Below are 19,636 nucleotides of genomic sequence, written 5' to 3'. Positions count from 1 at the left end.
CACGATGGATTCGACACCGGTCGTACTCGTGCACGGATGGGGCGGATCGTTCGCCACCACCTGGGAACGCTCGGGGTTCACGATGCTGCTGGCCGACGCGAACCGGCCGGTGATCGGCGTCGACCTGCTCGGCCACGGCGACGCCGACAAGCCCCACGACCCGGAGGCCTACGCCGACCTGTCGGCCGGCGTGCTCTCGGCGATCGACGAGGCGGTCGGCGACGACGGCGGACCGGTCGACGCCGTGGGCTTCTCGCTCGGCGCGATGACCCTGATCAGGGCTGCGATCCGTCGCCCCGAGCGCTTCCGTCGGCTCGTGTTGGCCGGCGTCGGCAACAACGTGTTCGTGCGCGACGACGCGGCGACCGCCGCCATCGTCGAGGCGATCGAGACCGACAGCGACACCGCCGACCACGACACCGACAACCGCGCCCGGCTGTTCGCCCAGTACGCGCACCAGCCCGGCAACGACCCGGTGGCGTTGGCGGCGATCATGAAGCGCCCCCCGTCGACACCGCTCCGACCCGACGACCTGGCGGCGATCACCTGCCCGACGCTCGTGGCGGTCGGCGATCGCGACTTCGTCCTGCCGGCCGATCCGCTCGTCGACGCGCTCCCCGACGCCCGATTCGTGTCGCTGAAGCGCACCGACCACTTCGCGACACCGGAGTCGTTCGACTTCATCGACGCGACCTTGGAGTTCCTCGATGCCGTCCCCGGCTGACGGACTGATCACCACCGACCTCGACGTCGCGCTCGACCGGCTCCGACACGGCGGTCTCGTCGCGATCCCCACCGAGACGGTGTACGGCCTCGCCGCCGACGCCGAGCAGCCCGACGCCGTCGGGCGGATCTTCGAGGTCAAGGGCCGCCCTCGCGACCATCCGCTGATCGTCCACGTGGCGGGTCTCGATGCCATCGACGGCTGGACGAGTTCGGTGCCCGAGGCCGCCCGCACCCTCGGTCGGACGTGCTGGCCCGGCCCGCTGACGATGCTGCTCCCTCGCGGCGAACGGGCCACCGACGCGGTCACGGGCGGCCGACCCACCGTCGGGCTGCGTGCGCCGGCGCACCCACTCACCCACGAGCTCCTGGAGCGCTTCGGCGGCGGGCTCGCGGCACCGTCGGCCAACCGCTTCGGCAAGGTCAGCCCGACCTCGGCCGAACACGTGCTCCACGACCTCGCCGAGTTCCTCGTTCCCGGACGCGACGCGATTCTCGACGGGGGCCCGTCACTCGTCGGCGTCGAGAGCACGATCGTCGATCTCACCGTCGAGCCGCCGCAGGTACTGCGCGCCGGAGCGATCGACGCCGACGAGATCGGTCGACTCCTCGCGACGGCCGTCGCCGAGGCGACCGGACCGAGCCGGGCGAGCGGCATGCTCGAAGCCCACTACGAACCCGACTGCCTGGTGGTGCTCGCCGACTCGGTCGAAGCCGCCGAGCGCCGGGTCGACGCGGCCCGAGCCGACGGGCTCGCCGCCGACCTGCTCGATCGCACCGACGACGTCGTGCTCGCCGCCCAGCTGCTCTACGCCGACCTGCGTGACGCCGACCGGCGCGGCCTCGCCGAGCTCGTCGTCGTCCTGCCCCCGGCGACCGGTATCGGCGTCGCGATCCGCGACCGGCTCACGAAGGCAGCGGCGGGCGGGGCCCGTCGTCGCCCCAGTCGAGACGGTTGAGCTCCACCACGAACCGGTCGCGCACCTGATTCACCGTCGCGCCGTCGGGCGAGGCGACGGTCAGACTCACGGTCGAGCCGCCACCGTCGGGCACGACGTCGAGGCGGCACCAGGCCGTCGGCTCGTCGGTGAGGTGGGCCTCGAGCCGGTACGGCGGTTCGTCGTCGAGCACCACCCCGAGCACGTTGGCCACGATCAGCAGGGCCTCGTAGGCCTCGGCCGGCAGTGCTTCGATCGTGAACGAGGGATGATCACGCCCGACGCGCCCCCCGGGTCGACGCGGCGGTCGAGGTGCCGAGCCGGCTGTCTCGGGTTCGATCGGCGCGGACTCGGTGACGGCGCCGAGGCGCTGCAGGGCGGCGTCGGCGGCGGCGTTGACCCGTTGCATCTCGTCGGCGGATCCGCCGACGTCGGGGTGGGCCCGCTTGGCGAGCCGGTTCCGTGCGCGACGGACGTCGTCGGCCGTCGCTCCGGGGCCGAGACCGAGCTCGGCGAACGGATCAGACGACGGCCGGCTGCGACGGAACGCCATCGGCTCGTCGGGTCTCGTCGTCGGGCGAGACCGCTCGGCGGGTATCGAGCACCAGGAAGGTGGTGGCGATCATGACGAGGGTGGCGCCGAGCACGTGGATACCCACGAGCAGCTCGGGCACGTCGCTGAAGTACTGGATGTAGCCGAGCGCCGCCTGGGTCAGCCCGATCCCGATCCATCGCGACAGCGGCGTCATCAGGGCCTGCCGGTCGGTGGCGACCGTGCGGAGTCGCCAGGCGATCAGCAACGCGATGGCGATCGCCGTGAGCACCGTCACGGCGTGCAGCCGGGCAGCGGTCGGGATGGCGATGTCGAGCCGTTCGGCATTCTCGTCCCCGGCGTGCGGTCCGGCGCCGGTGACGACGGTGCCCGTGACGATCGCGATGGTGACGACGACGAAGTGGAGCCACACGAGACGCTCGGTGGGCTTGCTCACCGTCCGGCGCCGCGGCACGCCGTCGGGCTCACCGGAACGACGGACGAGGATGCTGCCGGCGGTGATCAGCATCATCGACAGCAGCATGTGGCCCTGGACGGCGATCGGGTGCAGATCGACCATGACGGAGATGCCGCCGAGGACGGCGTTCGCGACGACACCGACCACGAGCCACACCGAGAGCCAGGTCAGATCGGAGCGACGTGGCACCCGCCAGAGCGAACCGAGCACGGCGGCGATCACTGCGACACCGACGATGCCGGTGAACAGGCGGTTGACCTGCTCGATCGCTGCGTGCTTGGACGACACGTCGATCAGGCGCTGCGAGTTGCAGTTGGGCCAGTCGTCGCAGCCGAGGCCGCTGTTGGTCAGCCGCACCGAGGCACCGGTGATGATGATCACCGACAGCGCGACCAGTGCTCCGATCGCGATCGTGCGGTACCGAGCGGGAGTGATCTGCATCGCCATCACAGGCTACGGGCTACCGGGTGCGGTCGGCCGGGTCGACGTGTTCGAGGCTCGACAGTGACGAGAGACAGAAGGTGTAGCCGTCGTGGACCGGCATCGCCTCGATCCGGCTGACCGACGCGTGTCCCATGACGAACCGGTCCCACTCCCACGGCGTCGGGGTCAGCCCGAGGAGGTGTCCCATCGTGATCGAGTTGGTACCGACGTGGGCGACGAGGACGATCCGCTGATCGGGTTCGTCGATCGACCACACCGGCAGGCCGTGATCGCCGTCGATCCGCCGAACCCCACAGGCTGCGAAGAACTCGTCGGCGCCACGATGGATGCGGTCGGTGAACTCGCGGATCGACTCGCCGCCGACCAGGCCGTCCCACCGCTGCGCGACGGGACGTTCTCCCAGCTCACGGTATGCCTGCTGCGCCATCTCCTCGGGCTCACCGTGCCAGTCGGGGTCGCGGATCTCCTCCAGCCAGGGGGCGATCACCTCGTCGCGGCCGAGACGCTCGTAGAGCGGCGAGGCGGTCTGGCGCGCCCGCTGCAACGGCGACACGAACACGGCGTCGAACGATTCGTCGGCGAGCCGCCGGGCCATCGCGTCGGCCTGTCGGAGCCCGAGTCGGGTGAGCGGCGGGTCGACCACGTTGCGGCCGTCGCGTACCCATTCCGGTTGGCCGTGTCGGACGAGGACGATCTCCATGGCCGACGACCGTACCGCCGCTTCGTCGGTAGCGTGACGGGTGATGACGGCAACCGTGACCCCCGACGAGCGGCAGGCCGACGAACGCCGCCCGAACCCGTGGCTGCGCGGGTTCCTGCTCGTCATTCTCGCCCTGTTCGCCGCGTTCTGGATCTGGGCGCTGTTCTTCGCGTCGAAGGAAGCGGTGAACCGGATCGACGACCGGGCGTGGGCCGAGCGGGCCGAGGCGATCTGCCTCGAGGCCACCGAAGAACGGATCCAGCTCGCCGACCTCACCCGCATCGACCAGGCGGGCCCCGAACTGATCTACCGACGCGCCGAGATCGTCGACGAGTCGACCGACATCCTCGAGCAGATGCTCGACGACGTCGTCGCCGTCGAGCCCACCGACGAGAAGGGCCAGGGCATCGTCCCACTGTGGGAAGAGGAGTACCGCATCTACCTCGACGACCGGCGGGCCTACGCCGACACGCTCCGCGAGACCGGCGAGAACAGCGCCTTCTACGAGAGCGCCGTTGACGAACTGCCGATCAGCGAGCGCCTGGCGACCTTCGCCGGCGACAACGAGATGTCGACCTGCGCCCCGCCGATCGACCTGTCTCGCTGAATCCGCCGATCAGTACCGCTTGATCACCTTGGCCGGCACCCCGGCTGCCACCGAGTAGTCGGGGATGGTGCCGCGCACGACACTGTTGGCACCGATCACGACGTTGCGCCCGATCTGGGTGCCTGGCAAGACCACCGAACCGTGCCCGATCCAGGAACCGCGCCCGATCGACACCGGGCGTTCCGGCATCGTCTGCAACGACACGGGCACGTTGCGGTCGGCGTAGCCGTGGTTCTGGTCGGTGATGTACACGTAGTGACCGGTAAAGACGTCGTCGCCGATCTCGATCGACAGATGGCCGACGATGCCGCTCCCCCGCCCGATCAGGCACCGGTCGCCGATCGACACGACCGGGTCGGTGATGCACGTCTGCCCCGGCGCCATGCCGGCCGACAGCGCCACGTGCGGACCGATCACCGTGTCGTCGCCGATCCGGATGTAGTGCTCGTTCATGATCGTCGTCGGCGGGAAGCAGATCACGCTGCGCTCGCCGAACGCACCGAAACGATCGGCCCGACGGGTGCCGGGACCGATCGACGCCCATTCCTTCGTGACGTCGTAGGCCCGATTGATCACCTCGCCGACGGCGAGCTTGGCCCGGCCCGCGTAGCGGACCCACAGGGTGTCGGGCGGAGGCGGACGACGCATCGGCGGCACGCTACCGTCGTCGTGTGAGCAGCGCCCGCGACCCAGGCAGCCTGTCCGACGTCGACGGTGTGCTCGTCGGACACCACCAGCGCACGGGCCGGGGCTGGCAGACGGGCACCACCGTGGTCCACGTCCCGGCGGGCGCCGTGTGCGCGGTCGACGTCCGAGGCGGCGGCCCGGGCACCCGCGAGACCGATGCGCTCGCACCCGGCAACCTGGTCGATCGGGTGCACGCCGTGTGCCTGTCGGGCGGGAGCGCCTACGGCTTGTCCGCCGCGGACGGCGTGATGGCCGAGCTCGAGACCCGCGGACTCGGCGTGCCGGTCGGCGACGACCCGGCCCACGTGGTGCCCGTCGTGCCGACCGCCGTCGTCTTCGACCTCGGCCGGGGCGGCCGGTTCGGCGCGCGGCCGGGACCCGACTTCGGCGCCCGAGCGCTGCGGTCGGCGAAGCGAACCTCGCGTCGCGGATCGATCGGCGCAGGCACCGGCGCACGGGCCGGCGGCCTGCAGGGTGGTGTCGGCATGGCATGCGCGATCGTCACCGTCGGCGACGTCGCGATCAGGGTCGGTGCACTCGCCGTCGTCAACGCGGCCGGCTGCGCCGTCGATCCACGGTCCGGAGCACCGTGGGTCGACCACCCGGCGGTCCGACGGCCGACGGCCGACGATCGCCGCGCGTGGCGGGCCTGGGTGCACGAGCAGACGGTCGAACGTCAGGCCCTCAACACCACCATCGGCGTGGTCGCCACGGACGCGGCACTCGACCGCGCCGAGGCGGGCCGTGTCGCGATGGGGGCACACGACGGGCTGGCACGGGCGATCCGTCCGGCGCACGCACTGACCGACGGCGACGCCGTCTTCGCGCTCGCCACCGCCGACCGGTCGCTGCCGACCGACAGCGACGGTCTCGTCCGCACCGCGACGTCGCGGGTCCAGTACCTGAATGCGATCGCTGCGGCATCGGCGGAAGTGTTCGCCCTGGCCTGCGTCGACGCCGTCGTCAGCGCGACGACACTCGGGTCGGCACCGGCGTACCTCGATCTGTGCCCCGGCGCACGGCGCCCCTAGTCTGCGCCCATGCAGCTCCTGACGACGCCGAACGAGATGCGCGCCTGGTCACGGGCGCGACGCCGTGACGGTCGCCGCATCGGGGTCGTCCCCACGATGGGCGCGCTGCACGCCGGACATCTCGAGTTGGTGCGGGCGGCGGCCGAACGTGCCGACGACGTCGTCGTCACGATCTTCGTCAACCCGCTGCAGTTCAACCAGTCGGCCGACTTCGACTCGTACCCGCGACCGATCGACGACGACGTCCGCCAGTGCGAGGCGGCGGGCGTCGCAGCCGTCTACGCCCCGACGGCATCGGTGATGTACCCGGACGGCTTCCAGACCCATGTCGAACCCGGCGATCTCGCCGATCGGCTCGAGGGTCCGATGCGCCCCGGTCACTTCCGCGGGGTCACGACGGTCGTGACCAAGCTGTTCGGCGCCGTCGAGCCCGACGTCGCGATGTTCGGCCGGAAGGACTTCCAACAGCTCGCGATCATCACCCGGATGGTCGCCGACCTCGACATGGGCATCGAGATCGTCGGCGTGCCGATCGTGCGCGAACACGACGGGCTCGCACTGTCGAGCCGCAACGTCCGACTCACCGATCGCGATCGTTCGGCAGCCCTCGTGTTGTCCCGCTCGTTGCAGAGCGGCCGCGCTGCGTACGAACGCGGCGACACCGACGCCTCGTCGCTCATCGACCTCGTCCGCTCCTCGATCGAGGCGGAGCCCCGGGCTCGGCTCGAGTACGTCGAACTGGTCGACTCGGCGACGCTGCGCGACGTCGACCGGGCCGACGACCACAGCGTGTTGCTGACGGCCGCCTGGTTCGGCGACGTCCGCCTGATCGACAACCTGCCGCTCGAAGCGGGCTAGGCGGTCGGCTCGTCGAGATCGGCGACGAGTGTCGCCACGAGTGCGTCGGCGACTTCCCGTCGCTCCCCCGATGCGGCTCGCACGACCTGGTGCACCCGTTCGACGGGCGCGAGCTCGTTGCCGCGCTGCCACGGGACGATGTTGTCGTCAACCCACGACTCGGAAAGGATCGCGACGCCGAGCCCGGCCGACACCGCTTCGAGCATCGCGCCGGTCGACGATCCGGAGAAGGCCGTGTAGTGATCGATGCCGGCTCGGCTGAGCGCCTCGAGCGGGCGGTCGTAGCTGTGGTGCTGGGGCACCGACGACACGATCGGCACCTCGTCGACCTCGTCGAACGGCCACGCCCACGACGACACCCAGATCAGCTCGTCGGCCCAGAGGGTGCGGTCGTCCGAGCGCCGTTCGGAGGCGGTGACGAGCAAGGTGGCGACGTCGAGCTTGCCGCGGTCGAGCAGGCGTGCCAGTTCGTCGCTGCCGCTCGACACGATCTCGATCGTCGCGCCGGGGTGGTTGACGTTGAAGCGGCTGAGCAGCTCGGTGACGTTCGACGCGGTGAGTTCGGCGTTGGTGCCGAAGCGGACGCGCCCGGTGAGCGTCGACGTGGACAGCCGGGCGACCGCCCGGTCGTGGACGGCGACGATGTTGCGGGCGTCGACCAGCAACTCTCGACCGTCGAGTGTGGGGCGCAGATCGTGTCCGTCGCGGATCAGCAAGGCCCGACCGACGTGTTCTTCCAACCGCTTGATCTTCCAGCTGACCGCCGACTGACTCATCTCCAGCTGTTCGGCGGCGCGGGTCATGCTGCCCAGATCGACGACGGCGATGAGGGTTCGGAGGGATTCGGTGTCGAGCCGCACGGTCTCACCCTACGGACCGATCCCGCCCTATGACAATCTGTCATGAAATCAGAGATTTCCGTTGCTTGCGTCATGGCGAATCGCTCCCGATACTGAGGGCATGCGTCGTCGTCACACCCCCGCCCCGCTGCCCCACGCCCCCGTCAACCCCAACGCCTTCTGGCGTGACGCGGTCGGTCCGGGCATGCAGATCGCCGCCAGCACCGATCGGATCGCGCGCTTGCGGCGCGTCAACCCGCGTTAGCGAGCAACAGCACGAACTCGAACGGGCTCTCGACGTCGTCGAGCCAGCCCGAGAGCACCAGCGTCAACGCGACGCCGTTGAGGATCGCGTGTGCGAGCATCGGCGGTCCGAGGCGTCGGAACAGATACGCCGAACCGCCGAGCACCACGCCCACGGTCGAGAGCACCATCACGAGGCCGACGTTGCCGATCCCGCGTGACGGGTCGACGTGGGCGGCGCCGAACAGGACGCCCTGCAGCACCAGCGCGACGGCGAGCGGCATCCGGCCGATGAAGCCGCGCAACACGATGCCGCGGAAGATCAGCTCCTCGACGAGCGGTGCGGCGACGACGGCGGCGACCAGGAGTGCCACCACGTAGGTGCGGTCGTCGCCGGTCAGCTCGCCGTCTTCGATGTTGGACGTGAACGGGATGTCGAGCGCCAGGATGACGGCGGCCATCATCGCCTGACACAGCACCGCGGTGAGCCACGTGAGCGGTCCCCATCCGAGATCGCTCCACCGCGGGCGCCAGCCGAGCGCCCGCCACGATCCGTCGCCGTCTCGGCGGCGGACCCGCCACGCCCACCACAGCGACGGGCCGTACGACACGACAGCGGCGAGGGCGATGTACACCGCGAGCGGCCAGTCCTCGTCGACCACGAGGTCGAGCACCACCTTGCCGGCGACGAGCGACGCCGTCAGCACCACCAGGGCGCCGATCGCGGCGCGGAGCGGCAGCGTCGGATGCGGCTCGCGCTGCTGCAACGGCGGCATCGTCGGCGCCACCCCCGGCACCACCGGGACGGGGGCACCCACCCAGGCACGACCGTCGAAGTAGCGGAACCCACCCGTGTACGGGTCGGGGTACCAGCCGGCGGGGGCCGTGGTGGGAGGGGGTAGGGAACTCACCACCTCGCATCGTATTGGCGCGTAGCGTGTTGGCGTGCCGTCACCGTCGCGCCGATCCGTTTGGGTCGACACCCTCCCCGACCACGAGCGATTCGCCGGCGGCGCGTCGATGCCGCCCGGCGACGCCGACGTCGTGATCGTCGGCGCCGGCTACACCGGACTCTGGACCGCCTGGTACCTGCACGAACGTCGGCCCGATCTCCGGGTCGTCGTGCTGGAGGCCGAGCACGTCGGGTTCGGCGCATCGGGCCGCAACGGTGGTTGGTCGTCGGCGATCCTGCCGATGAGTCTCGATGCGGTCGCCCACCGCCACGGCGCTGCTGCGGCACACCGGATGCAGGATGCGATGCACCGCACGGTCGACGAGATCGAACGGTTCGCCGTGCAACACGCCGCGGACGGGGTGTTCCATCGCGGCGGAACGCTCGACGTCGCCCGCTCGGCGCCGCAGGAGGAACGGCTGCGCGAACACCTCGGCGAGATGCACCGCCACGGATTCTCCGATGACGACTACCGCTGGCTCGGCCGGGCCGACACCGAAGCGAGGGTCCGCATGACCGACGCGATCGGTGCCGTGTGGACCCCGCACTGCGGCACCGTGCACCCGCTCCGGCTCGTCCACGCGCTGGCACGCACCGTTGCGAGCGCAGGGGTCGGCATCGTCGAAGGCGTCCGCGTCGAGTCGATCGAGCCGGGTCGGGTCACGACCTCGCACGGCACGATCAGCGCCGACACGGTCGTACGGGCGACCGAGGGCTACACGTCACGGTTGCCGGGCTACCGGCGCGATCTCCTGCCGATCTACTCACTGATGATCGCGACCGAACCGCTCCCCGACGCCGTGTGGGCCGAGATCGGCTTGGCCGAGCGGCCGACATTCGCCGACGGCCGCCACCTCATCATCTACGGCCAGCGGACCGCCGACGGGCGGTTCGCGTTCGGTGGCCGTGGCGCTCCGTACCACTTCGGCTCACGGATCTCGCCCGAGTTCGATCACGACGATCGGATCGCCGAGCTGCTGTCGACGTCGCTGCGTCGCCTGTTCCCGGCGATTTCCGATGCTGCGATCACCCACCACTGGGGAGGCGTGCTCGCCGCGCCGCGCGACTGGCACTGCGCCGTCCGCTACGACGCTCGGACCGGGATGGCGTCGGCGGGCGGCTACGCCGGCGACGGGGTCAGCACCACCAACCTGGCCGGCCGCACGCTCGCTGCGCTGATCGGCGGCGAGCACGGCGACGGTGACGACGAGCTGGTCCGTCTGCCGTGGGTCGGACATCGATCGCGCCGGTGGGAGCCCGAGCCGCTGCGATGGTTGGGTGTCAACGCCGGGCGGACGGCGGCACGGCGAGCCGACGAATCGGAGGCCGCACACGGGCGCGAGTCGCGCGTGTGGGGACGGGCGATGTCACTGATCCTCGGCCGGTAGCGGGTACCGGTCGGGCGGGCCGTCGGGGTCGTGCACCCAGACGGCGAAGAAGTCGTCGAGGTCGCCGCCCCACACCTGCTCGGCGACTCGCTGGAAGTCGTCGGTCGATGCCGACCCGTCCAGGTGCTCGGCGACCCACGTGCGCAGTGTCAGGAAGAAGGCGTCGTCGCCGATCACCTGGCGCAGCGCATGCAGCGCGACCGCCCCGCCGTTGTACGAGACGGAGCCGAACAGATCGGTCGGCTGCGACAGCGGCCAACCATCGGGCGGGAGCGACAGGAGGGCGAGTTCGGCCTCTCGGTCGAGCGTCGACAGGCCGATCTCGTCGAACCACAGCATCTGGGCGTAGGTGGCGAATCCCTCGTTCAGCCAGATGTCGTCCCACGTGGACGGCGACACGGCGTTGCCGAACCACTGATGCGCGAGTTCGTGCGACAGGAGCAGCTGCTGGAGCGGCCCGAGGGTGCCGTCGAGGTCGTCGACGCTGAACAGCGACAGGCCCTGGGTTTCCATCGCCAAGCCGGATTGCGAGTCGGCGAGGGCGAGGCCATAGCGGTCGAACGGGTACGGACCGAACAGCTCCGCGAAGAACCGCATCTGGTCGCGGGTGACGCCGAGGTAGCGGTCGAGGGCGTCGACGTCGTCGCTCAGGACCACGTGCCGCAGCTCCACCGTGTCACCGGCGACCGTGATCTCGCCGTCGTCGACGAAGTCGTAGTCGCCCACGAGCAGCAGCGTGAGGTAGCTCGCCATCGGTTCGTCCTGTTCCCACACCCACGTCGTCGTGTCGTCGTCGGCCACGATGTCGACGAGCGCGCCGTTGGCAACCGCCTCGTCGCCGGCCGGCACCGTGAGCCGGAACGACCACGTGGCCTTGTCGGTCGGGTGGTCGTTGGCCGGCATCCACGTGCTCACCCCGTCGGGTTCGTTGACGCTCCACAGACCGTCCGCCGACACGAAGATGCCGGCGTCGGGCCCGAACGACGGCCCGGGGTCGACCGAGGTGCCGAACTCGATGACGGCGGTGAACTCGTCGCCCGGTGCGAGTACCCGATCGAGCGGCAGCAGGAGCTCACGATCCTCGACGAGCACATCGATCGACGCGCCGTCGACCTCCGCCGAATCGACGTCGGGGCCGTCGAGGTCGAACGCCAGCAAGTCGGTCGGCGCCTCGGTGCGGCCCGAGATCTCGACGACGCCGTCGATCGACCGGCGAGCGGGATCGATCTCGAGCTCGACGTCGTAGTGCTCGATGTCGAGACCGGTCGCACCGAGCGTCGGATAGCGCCGATCGCCCACCGACGTCGACCGCTCCACGGCCGGCACGGTGGTCGGTGTCGTTGCCATGGTGGTCGCAGTCGTCGTCGCAGTCGTCGTCGTGGTCGTTGACGGGGCCGCCATCGACGTCGTCGGCGTGGCGCTCGCCGGCACGGTCGTCTCGACGGGCGCCGGGACGGTTGCGACAACAGCGTTCTCGGGCCCGTCGGCGGCGCACGAGGCCGAAATCGCCGTCAAGACGACCACCGAGAGGGTTCGCCCGCTACCACGCACGGTGCCGAAACTATCCCGTTGCATGAGGGCGTTGGACCCGCCCGGTCGTGCTCCGAGCAAGCTTTCCTCAAGAACGAATCAGGTCGGTTGAGGGTCCCCCGGGGAGGGCCGATGACCCCTACGTGATCGAAGACCCCTCCACCTCGCCGCAGCGTTCCCGCCGCCTGCTGGCCGTCCTGACCATGATGGCGACGTTCGTCGTCGCCACGATCGCCGGTGTCGCCGGCGCCCCCGGCACCGCGTCGGCCGGCGGTCCGGCCGACGACGACTGGCTCGGCGTCGTCAACACGTACCGGGCGATGTCGGGTCTCGCTCCGGTCACGGCGAACGCCCAGTGGTCGGCCGAAGGTCAGGCGCACTCGAACTACATGCTGCTGAACGGCATCAGCCACGACGAGGTCCCGGGCCGTGCGGGGTACACCGCCGGGGGCGACGTCGCCGGCAACAGCGGCAACGTCGCCGTGTCGAGTTCGATCAATGCCAAGGCCCGCAACCACATCGATCTCTGGATGACCGGGCCGTTCCACGCGATCGGCATCCTCCGTCACAATCTCAAGGTGAGTGGCTTCGGTCTGGCCACCAGCTCGAACACCCCGACCCCGTGGGCGTCGGCCGGAACGCTCGACGTCATCCGCGGCATCGACACGAGCATCCCCCGCCCCTCCACGCCGATCACCTTCCCGGGCAACGGCGCCACCGTGCCGCTCAACGCCTTCATCACCGAGTTCCCGAACCCGATGACCCTGTGCGGCTGGAGCGGCAGCGCCGGTCTCCCCCTCATCGCCATGATGCCGAACGACGTCACGAACGCCTCGGCGACGATCACCGGCCCCAACGGCCCGATCGACACCTGCGTGCTGCACAAGGGCAACACCGGCGCCGACGGCACGGCCCAGGCCATCCTCGACGGTGACAACGCCGTCATCGTCATGCCCCGCACGGTGCTCCCGAACGGCGCCTACAACGTCACGGTCAACTCGAACGGCGGCGCCGTCAGCTGGCAGTTCGAGGTCGACACCTCGGCCGACCTGATGGCAACCCCCGCCCCGTTGCCCGACACTGAGCCGTCGGCCGCTCCGGTCAACTTCGAGCCGGTCGATCCCTTCCGCCTCGTCGACACCCGCAAGGGCCAGGGTGCCACCCGCATCCGTTCGGGCCAGACGGTCAAGATCAACGCCGCCAGCGCCGATGTCGCTGCGATCAGCGCCAACTTCGTCGCCGTCAACTCGTCGAAGGCCGGCCACCTGACGGTCTTCAACTGCTCGTCGAAGGTGCCCGAGGTCAGCACGCTCGGCTACACGCCGGGCACGTCGGTCGCCAACCAGGCGATCGTCCCGCTCGAGCAGGGCAAGTTCTGCATCTACGCCCATGCCTCGGTCGACGTGATCGTCGACGTGAACGGCTACTACCGTCCCGGCACCGAGTCGGCCGAGTTCACGCCGCTCGACCCCAAGCGTCTGTACGACTCCCGCGAGACCAAGCGGCTGAAGGCGGGTGTGGAGCGCAAGATCCGCATCACCGGCACCGTCGGCGGTCCCCCGGTCGGCGCCGACGCCGTCGCCCTGAACGTCACCGCCGTGCGCGGCGCCGGAGCCGGCCACCTGCAGGTGTACCCCTGCGGTGCCACCAGCTCGCTGCAGACCTCGGCCGTCAACTACGTGCCGGGCGAAGCCCGCCCGAACAGTGTGGTCGTCGGCACCGACAGCCAGGGCCAGGTGTGCGCCAAGGCGTTGACCGACCTCGACATCACCGTCGACGTGACCGGCTACTTCGACACCGGCGCCGGCTACGAGTTCACCGCCCTCGACCCGATCCGCCTGTTCGACAGCCGCAAGGCGTTCTCGGGCCTGAACGAGGTCACGAAGGGTCAGCGTGTGCGGGCCGGTCAGGTCGTCAAGCTGCAAGTCGCCGGCGAGCGAGGCATCCCGAGCAACGCCAAGGCGGCGTCGGTCAATGTCACCGTCACCCAGCCGACCGCCGGGCTGCACGTCACGGTCTTCCCGTGCGGCAGCCAGCCCAGCACGTCGAACCTGAACGCCGGTGCCGGTCAGACGGTGGCGAACGGGGCGATGGTCAAGCTGTCCAGCAAGGGTCAGGTGTGCGTGACCAGCCTGAAGGACACGCACCTCATCGTCGACATCAACGGCGTCTGGTCCTGATCACCGGTGCAGGCCGGGCTCGGTGATCCGAGCCCGGTACCGCACGGTGAAGACGGAGTCGCCCGACAGGATCCCACCCCGGCCGAGCATCCGGCCGCCCTCCCAGTTCGACAGCCCGAGTTCGGGCGCATCGAGGGCGTACTGACCGTCGACCCAGCGGGTCATGCCGTCACCGACGAACGGGGCGTCGACCGTGTCGAAGAAACGCCGGTGCTCGTCGTCCGACTCGCTGATCAGCGCCGCGACGAAGCGAGGACTGTGGGTGTTGCAGAGTTCGACCGCCTCGTCGACCGAGTCGACGACGTGCAGGGTGACCTCGGGTGACCCCTCCCACTCCCACTCGTGGCCGAGATCGTCGACCGCGTACTCGCTGACGAAGGGCTCGTCGTGGACACCATCGGCCCGCTCGACGCGGGCGGTGCGGGTGGTGACGTCGGTCGGCAGATGAGCGAGCGCCGCGCCGGTCGCGTGGATCCGTCCGTCGGCGCCCCGCCGCTCCCCCGCCGCGTCGACCGCGGCGACGAACCGTGGCATCAGGTCGTCGACCCGTTCACGGACGATGCAGCACACGTTGAGGGTGTTGCAGACCTTCCGGTCGAGCGACCACCGCACCGCCTGCTCGAACCGCTCGGCGTCGGCGTCGGACGCGGCGACCATCCAGGCGCCGCCGGTGCCGTGGAGGCTGACGGCGATGCCCGATGCCCGGGCGACGGCACCGAGCTGCGCCACCGCGGGTCCGGACCCGCGAGCGACGGCGAGCGACAGCCGGTCGTCGGAGAACAGCGCCCAGCCGGCGGCGTGCGCGGCCGACGGAACGAGTGACACGGTGCCCGCCGGGAGTCCGGACGCTGCGAGGGCCGGGTCGAGCGCGTGCTCGACGATCGCCTGTGCCGTTCCGAGTGCGTCGGAGCCGATCCGGAACACGACCGTGTTGCCGGTGCGGACGACGCCGGCGGCGTCGGCGAACACGTTCGGCCGCCCCTCGAAGACGAAGCCGACGACCCCGAGCGGGGCACGACGGGCCTCGACGCTCCACCCGTCGTGGTCGACGGTGCGGACGATCTCGTCGCGGCTCATCGCCGCCGACGCCCACCCACGCAGTCCGGCGATCATGTCGTCGCGCATCGTCGCCGAGAGTTCGAGCCGTGTCGTCGAGCGGCCGCGCGCTCGAGCCCGCTCGATGTCGACCTGGTTGGCGGCGCTGATCGGCGCGAAGGCGGCGTCGTCGGCCAGCCGGTCGGCGAACTCGTCGAAGAAGGCGGTGATCTGTTCGTCGCTGCAACGAGTGAGCGCTGCGAAGGCGCCGACCGCTGCGCCGACGGCAGTCGCGGCACGCTCGTGCTCGGCGGCAGGCACGTGGAGCAACTGGCCGGAGTTCGGATCGACGATCACCCGATCGCCCGGCTCGAACGCCGCGGCGAGTTCGGCGGAAACCTCGGTGACACGGTCGCCGCCGTACACGATCGGCTGGCCGGCGGTGAGCGACGTGAGCTGCCCGGGTGCGTGGGTCATGGCGGACCAGCGTACGCTCGGCTCATGGCCGAGCCCAATGACGACCGCCTGTACTTCCGTCAGCTGCTGTCGGGTCGCGACTTCGCGACCGACGACCAGATCGCGCAGCAGATGGTCAACTTCGTCTACGCCATCGGCGACCGCTCGACCGGCGAGTGCGTGCTCGTCGACCCGGCCTACGACCCGTCAGGCCTCGTCGACGCGGTCGAGGCCGACGGGATGACGGTCACCGGTGTCCTCGCCACCCACTACCACCCGGATCACGTGGGCGGTTCGATGATGGGGTATTCGATCGACGGCATCGGCGGCCTGCTCGAGCGGGTGTCGTGCCCGATCCACGTGCAGCGCGACGAGGTGCCGTGGGTGACCCGGACGACCGGTGTCGACGAGGCCCAACTCGTGGCGCACGACTCCGGCGACGTCGTGACGGTCGGCGACGTCGAGATCCAGCTGGTGCACACGCCGGGCCACACGCCCGGCAGCCAGTGCTTCCTCGTGCGCAACAAGCTCGTGTCCGGCGACACCTTGTTCCTCGACGGCTGCGGCCGCACCGACCTCCCGGGCAGCGATCCGCAGTTGATGGTCGAGAGCCTCAAGCGGCTCAGCAAGGTCGACGACGACGTGGTGCTCTACCCCGGTCACCGCTACTCGCTCGCGAGCAGCGCCGGGATGGCGCAGGTCAAGCAGTCGAACTGGGTGTTCGATCAGATCCTGGGCACCTGATCGCCCACTCCCCCGTCACCAGGTGTCGACGTTCGGCCGCACCGGTCCGTCGGGCCGCGGCGGCGCCGACTCGAGGATCGCACTGATCCACCGTCGGGTGTCGACCGGATCGATCACGTCGTCGATCTCGAAGTACTCGGCCACGCTCAGGGCCTTGCCGACCTCGTAGAGCCGGCCGACGAGTTCGGCGAACAGGGCGTCGCGGTCGGCATCGGTGGTGCAGGCATCGAGTTCCTTGCGGTACCCGAGCCGGACCGCTCCCTCGAGCCCCATGCCGCCGAACTCGCCGGTCGGCCACGCGATGCAGGCCAGCGGCGCCTTGGTCGAGCCGCCCATCATCGCCTGGGCGCCCAGGCCGTACGACTTGCGCAGCACGATCGACACCATCGGTACCGTCACGTTGGCGCCGGTGACGAACAGGCGCGAGCAGTGCCGCACGAGCGCCGTCTCCTCGGTCTCGGGGCCGACCATCATCCCGGGCGTGTCGACGAGGCTGACGATCGGAATGCCGTGGGCGTCGCAGAGCTGCATGAACCGGGCCGCCTTGTCGGCACCGTCGGACGTGATCGCGCCCGCGAGGTGCGCTGGATCGTTGGCGATCACGCCGACCGGTCGCCCCTCGACGCGTGCCAGCGCCGTGATCATGCCGTTCGCGAAGTCGCGCCGGAGTTCGAGCACCGAGTCGGTGTCGAACAGGGCCTCGATCGCCGCCCGCACGTCGTAGCTGCGCAACCGGTCGGTGGGGACGACGTCGCGGAGCGCGGTCTGGTCGGGGCACGTCCAGTCGGCCACCGGCCCTTGGAAGTACGACAGGTACTGCTTGGCGATCGCCGTGGCGTGGGCCTCGTCGTCGGCGACGACGTCGACGACGCCGTTCGCTCGCTGGACCTCGATCGGGCCGACCTCGGTCGGCGCGTACACGCCGAGGCCACCGCCTTCGATCATCGCGGGGCCACCCATCCCGATGTTGGCGTCACGGGTGGCGATCACGACGTCGCAGCAGCCGAGGATCGCCGCGTTGCCGGCGAAGCAGTAGCCGGACGCGATACCGACGAGGGGCACGGTGCCCGAGAGCTGGCCGAACCACAAGAACGCGAGGCAGTCGAGACCCGACACACCGGGTGTCTCGGTGTCGCCGGGACGGCCACCGCCGCCCTCGGTGAAGAACACGACCGGGAGTCGGAGTCGTTCGGCCACCTCGAACAGGCGGTCTTTCTTGATGTGGTTGCGGGTGCCCTGGGTGCCCGCCAGGACCATGTAGTCGTACGACACCGCGACGGCGCGGGCGTCGCGTCCCTCGAACAGGGCGCCGTTGATCGTGCCGATACCGCCGATCATGCCGTCGGCCGGCGTGTTGGCGATCAGGTCGTCGTGGGTCCGTCGCTTTCGCTGCGCCGCGACGGCGAGCGGGCCGTACTCGACAAAGGTGCCGTCGTCGACCAGGTCGGCGAGGTTCTCGCGTGCGGTGCGGTGACCGCGACCGTGTCGCTTGGCGACGGCCTCGGGCCGGGCCTCGTCGAGGCCGAGTTCGTGTCGGGCGATCACGTCGGCGAGATCACGGCGGTCGGTGCCGGTGGGACCGGCGGTGACGATCTCGTCCGCGGCGACAGCTTCGTCCTCACCGACGGGTTCGACGTGGACGATCGGGGTGCCTGCCTGGACCGTCGTGCCCTCGGCCACTGCGATCGACGAGACCCGGCCGGCCACACCGGCGACCACGTCGTGGTGGAGTTTCATCGACTCGACGAGGGCGACCACCGTCCGTTCGCCGACGACGTCGCCCTCGCCGACGAGGATCGAGACGATGGTGCCCTGGAGTTCGGAGTGGACGGCTTGAGCCATCCGCCGATGATGGCAGCCTGCCTCCGGTCCGCGGAGAACCGGAGCGTCAGTCGGTGCCGGGTCGTCGCTGGTAGGCGGTGATCGACTGCTCGCCCATGACGAGCTCGGCCGCCACCGCCGCGAACAGCGCCGGCACGATGAAGCCGGGCGTGCCGGTGGTCTCGGCGACGAACATCACTGCGGCGAGCGGCACGCGATAGCCGGCGCCCAGGAACGCCGCCACGCCGAGGCCCGTGTAGAGCTGCTCACGGCCGTCGTGGAGGACCTCGGCGATGCCGCGTCCGGTGATACCGCCGGCGACGACCAGGGGCACGAACACCCCGCCCACGCCGCCGCCGGCGACGGTGAACGCCGACGCCGAGCAGCGGATGAGGAACATCGCGACGAGCAGCCAGATGGCGATGTCGCTCTCCACGAAGAGCCACTCGCGGAAGACCTCGTAGCCGCTCCCCATGCTGAGCGGCATGCCGGTGAGCTCACGGCTGATGAAGAACAGGCACGTCAGCGACAGCGACGCGAAGACGAGGCGGAACGGGAGCGCTCGGAGCGAGAACCCCTTGGCGATCCGCATCACCTTGGCGAAGAAGCGGGCGCCGATCGCACACGTGGCACCGACGACGACGGCGCCGAACAAGTCGATCAGCTCGAAGCCCTGCACCGAGAAGGTTCCGAAGCTGAGCAGCGGTGTCGTGCTGCTCAGCGTCACGAAGGTGAGATACCCGGAGGCGCTGGCGACCAGCGCGGGCAGCAGCATGCGGCGTGCCATGTCGTCGCGGTAGGGCACCTCGAGCGCGAAGATCGCTCCGGTCGCCGGCGCCTTGAAGATCGCTGCCACGCCGGCGGCCGCACCGGCGACGAGCAGGGTGCGGTGGTCGCTCCCTCGGAACGGTCGCGGCAACTTGCTCTGGAGCAACGACCCGAGCGCCGAACCGCCGTAGAGCGAGGGGCCTTCGAGGCCGAGCGAGCCGCCGGACCCGAGGGTGAGCACCGACGCGCTGATGCGGGCCGCCAGATGGCGGGGTCGGAGGCGATAGGCCGGATCGTGGAACGCTCGCAGGTATTCGTCGGAGGTCGACGGTGACGCGCCGCCACCCATGAACTTCAGCACGATCGCCGACCCGACGAGACCCGCTGCGGGCGCGGTCGCCGTGACCCACAGCGGCGCCTCCAGCACGGCATGGAAGATCTCTTCGACGACCCACTCGAAGCCGCGCACGCCGAGTCCGGTGAGGACGCCGGTGATCGCTGCGAGCAGCACCATCTCGCGTGAGCGTCGGACCAGCTCACGGAGCTCGTCCCGTCGCACCTCGAACGATTCCGGGCGCAATGCCCTCATCATCCGTCGGCGCCACACGTCGCCCGAGTGTAGGGGTCGTCCACACGGCGCACCCAGCCAGATCGTCCGGCACCCAGCCAGATCATCACGGCA

The 19,636-nt window shown here is 70.3% G+C and carries 20 protein-coding genes; 10 read left to right on the top strand and 10 right to left on the bottom strand.

Going from position 1 to position 19,636, the window contains the following annotated elements:
• The first annotated feature begins 4 nt into the window (after window positions 1–4).
• On the top strand, window positions 5–724 hold the full coding sequence (locus tag BDK89_RS09255; RefSeq protein WP_166657485.1) for an alpha/beta fold hydrolase: 720 nt from the start codon (window positions 5–7) through the stop codon (window positions 722–724).
• Window positions 708–1,682 (top strand): L-threonylcarbamoyladenylate synthase, encoded by a 975-nt coding sequence (locus tag BDK89_RS09250; RefSeq protein WP_133868683.1) that lies wholly within the window; start codon window positions 708–710, stop codon window positions 1,680–1,682. The genes BDK89_RS09255 and BDK89_RS09250 overlap by 17 nt, the downstream gene beginning before the upstream one ends.
• Here BDK89_RS09250 and BDK89_RS09245 read toward each other — a convergent pair.
• From BDK89_RS09245 to BDK89_RS09235, 3 genes are read right to left on the bottom strand one after another with little or no spacing between them, the layout of a single operon-like run.
• The gene (locus BDK89_RS09245; protein WP_133868682.1) at window positions 1,630–2,214 is read right to left on the bottom strand and encodes a J domain-containing protein; all 585 of its coding nucleotides are present in this window, start codon (window positions 2,212–2,214) and stop codon (window positions 1,630–1,632) included. The two genes, BDK89_RS09250 and BDK89_RS09245, sit on opposite strands and share 53 nt — an antisense overlap.
• Entirely contained in the window at window positions 2,183–3,112 is a 930-nt protein-coding gene (locus BDK89_RS09240; protein ID WP_166657484.1) for a COX15/CtaA family protein, read from the bottom strand. The genes BDK89_RS09245 and BDK89_RS09240 overlap by 32 nt, the downstream gene beginning before the upstream one ends.
• A 19-nt stretch (window positions 3,113–3,131) precedes the next feature.
• Window positions 3,132–3,815 carry a histidine phosphatase family protein gene (locus tag BDK89_RS09235; protein ID WP_166657483.1) on the bottom strand — a complete coding sequence of 228 codons (684 nt, stop codon included), beginning with the start codon at window positions 3,813–3,815 and terminating at the stop codon, window positions 3,132–3,134.
• 43 nt (window positions 3,816–3,858) lie between these two features.
• Here BDK89_RS09235 and BDK89_RS09230 point away from each other — a divergent pair, with 43 nt between their 5' ends.
• On the top strand, window positions 3,859–4,422 hold the full coding sequence (locus BDK89_RS09230) for a hypothetical protein (protein WP_166657482.1): 564 nt from the start codon (window positions 3,859–3,861) through the stop codon (window positions 4,420–4,422).
• 9 nt (window positions 4,423–4,431) lie between these two features.
• Here BDK89_RS09230 and BDK89_RS09225 read toward each other — a convergent pair whose 3' ends face one another.
• Window positions 4,432–5,070: an acyltransferase gene (locus tag BDK89_RS09225; RefSeq protein WP_133868678.1), complete on the bottom strand. Its 639-nt coding sequence runs from the start codon at window positions 5,068–5,070 to the stop codon at window positions 4,432–4,434.
• 23 nt (window positions 5,071–5,093) lie between these two features.
• Between BDK89_RS09225 and BDK89_RS09220 the strand changes: the two genes are divergently transcribed.
• Both BDK89_RS09220 and panC read left to right on the top strand, forming a co-directional pair.
• Window positions 5,094–6,140: a P1 family peptidase gene (locus BDK89_RS09220; protein WP_133868677.1), complete on the top strand. Its 1,047-nt coding sequence runs from the start codon at window positions 5,094–5,096 to the stop codon at window positions 6,138–6,140.
• A 9-nt stretch (window positions 6,141–6,149) separates the two neighbouring features.
• Window positions 6,150–6,998 carry a pantoate--beta-alanine ligase gene (gene panC, locus BDK89_RS09215; RefSeq protein ID WP_133868676.1) on the top strand — a complete coding sequence of 283 codons (849 nt, stop codon included), beginning with the start codon at window positions 6,150–6,152 and terminating at the stop codon, window positions 6,996–6,998.
• Here the strand turns inward: panC and BDK89_RS09210 are convergent.
• Complete coding sequence (locus BDK89_RS09210) at window positions 6,995–7,858, bottom strand: LysR family transcriptional regulator (protein WP_133868675.1); 864 nt, start codon at window positions 7,856–7,858, stop codon at window positions 6,995–6,997. The two genes, panC and BDK89_RS09210, sit on opposite strands and share 4 nt — an antisense overlap.
• Window positions 7,859–7,958: 100 nt before the next feature.
• On the opposite strand from BDK89_RS09210, the gene BDK89_RS21745 reads away from it, so the two are divergent.
• Complete coding sequence (locus tag BDK89_RS21745) at window positions 7,959–8,102, top strand: hypothetical protein (protein WP_166657481.1); 144 nt, start codon at window positions 7,959–7,961, stop codon at window positions 8,100–8,102.
• On the opposite strand, the gene BDK89_RS09205 is transcribed toward BDK89_RS21745, so the two are convergent.
• Entirely contained in the window at window positions 8,089–8,991 is a 903-nt protein-coding gene (locus BDK89_RS09205) for a CPBP family glutamic-type intramembrane protease (protein ID WP_133868674.1), read from the bottom strand. The two genes, BDK89_RS21745 and BDK89_RS09205, sit on opposite strands and share 14 nt — an antisense overlap.
• 34 nt (window positions 8,992–9,025) lie before the next feature.
• Between BDK89_RS09205 and BDK89_RS09200 the strand changes: the two genes are divergently transcribed.
• The gene (locus BDK89_RS09200) at window positions 9,026–10,420 is read left to right on the top strand and encodes an NAD(P)/FAD-dependent oxidoreductase (protein ID WP_133868673.1); all 1,395 of its coding nucleotides are present in this window, start codon (window positions 9,026–9,028) and stop codon (window positions 10,418–10,420) included.
• Here the strand turns inward: BDK89_RS09200 and BDK89_RS09195 are convergent.
• Entirely contained in the window at window positions 10,400–11,737 is a 1,338-nt protein-coding gene (locus tag BDK89_RS09195) for a M1 family metallopeptidase (RefSeq protein WP_166657480.1), read from the bottom strand. The two genes, BDK89_RS09200 and BDK89_RS09195, sit on opposite strands and share 21 nt — an antisense overlap.
• 28 nt (window positions 11,738–11,765) lie before the next feature.
• On the opposite strand from BDK89_RS09195, the gene BDK89_RS21740 reads away from it, so the two are divergent.
• Window positions 11,766–12,062 carry a hypothetical protein gene (locus BDK89_RS21740; protein WP_166657479.1) on the top strand — a complete coding sequence of 99 codons (297 nt, stop codon included), beginning with the start codon at window positions 11,766–11,768 and terminating at the stop codon, window positions 12,060–12,062.
• Between the two features lie 31 nt (window positions 12,063–12,093).
• Complete coding sequence (locus BDK89_RS09190) at window positions 12,094–14,130, top strand: CAP domain-containing protein (RefSeq protein WP_133868671.1); 2,037 nt, start codon at window positions 12,094–12,096, stop codon at window positions 14,128–14,130.
• Here BDK89_RS09190 and BDK89_RS09185 read toward each other — a convergent pair whose 3' ends face one another.
• Complete coding sequence (locus BDK89_RS09185; RefSeq protein WP_133868670.1) at window positions 14,131–15,642, bottom strand: aldehyde dehydrogenase family protein; 1,512 nt, start codon at window positions 15,640–15,642, stop codon at window positions 14,131–14,133.
• A 24-nt stretch (window positions 15,643–15,666) separates the two neighbouring features.
• Here BDK89_RS09185 and BDK89_RS09180 point away from each other — a divergent pair, with 24 nt between their 5' ends.
• On the top strand, window positions 15,667–16,365 hold the full coding sequence (locus BDK89_RS09180) for an MBL fold metallo-hydrolase (protein ID WP_133868669.1): 699 nt from the start codon (window positions 15,667–15,669) through the stop codon (window positions 16,363–16,365).
• A gap of 15 nt (window positions 16,366–16,380) precedes the next feature.
• On the opposite strand, the gene BDK89_RS09175 is transcribed toward BDK89_RS09180, so the two are convergent.
• Both BDK89_RS09175 and BDK89_RS09170 read right to left on the bottom strand, forming a co-directional pair.
• Window positions 16,381–18,207: a carboxyl transferase domain-containing protein gene (locus BDK89_RS09175; protein WP_133868668.1), complete on the bottom strand. Its 1,827-nt coding sequence runs from the start codon at window positions 18,205–18,207 to the stop codon at window positions 16,381–16,383.
• A 46-nt stretch (window positions 18,208–18,253) separates the two neighbouring features.
• Window positions 18,254–19,561 (bottom strand): chloride channel protein, encoded by a 1,308-nt coding sequence (locus BDK89_RS09170; protein ID WP_133868667.1) that lies wholly within the window; start codon window positions 19,559–19,561, stop codon window positions 18,254–18,256.
• Window positions 19,562–19,636 lie beyond the last annotated feature (75 nt).

The organism is Ilumatobacter fluminis (genome assembly GCF_004364865.1).
Taxonomy (GTDB): Bacteria; Actinomycetota; Acidimicrobiia; order Acidimicrobiales; family Ilumatobacteraceae; genus Ilumatobacter; species Ilumatobacter fluminis.
The sequence above is the reverse complement of the archived record's forward strand: the minus strand, read 5'-3'. Positions and strand labels throughout refer to the sequence as shown.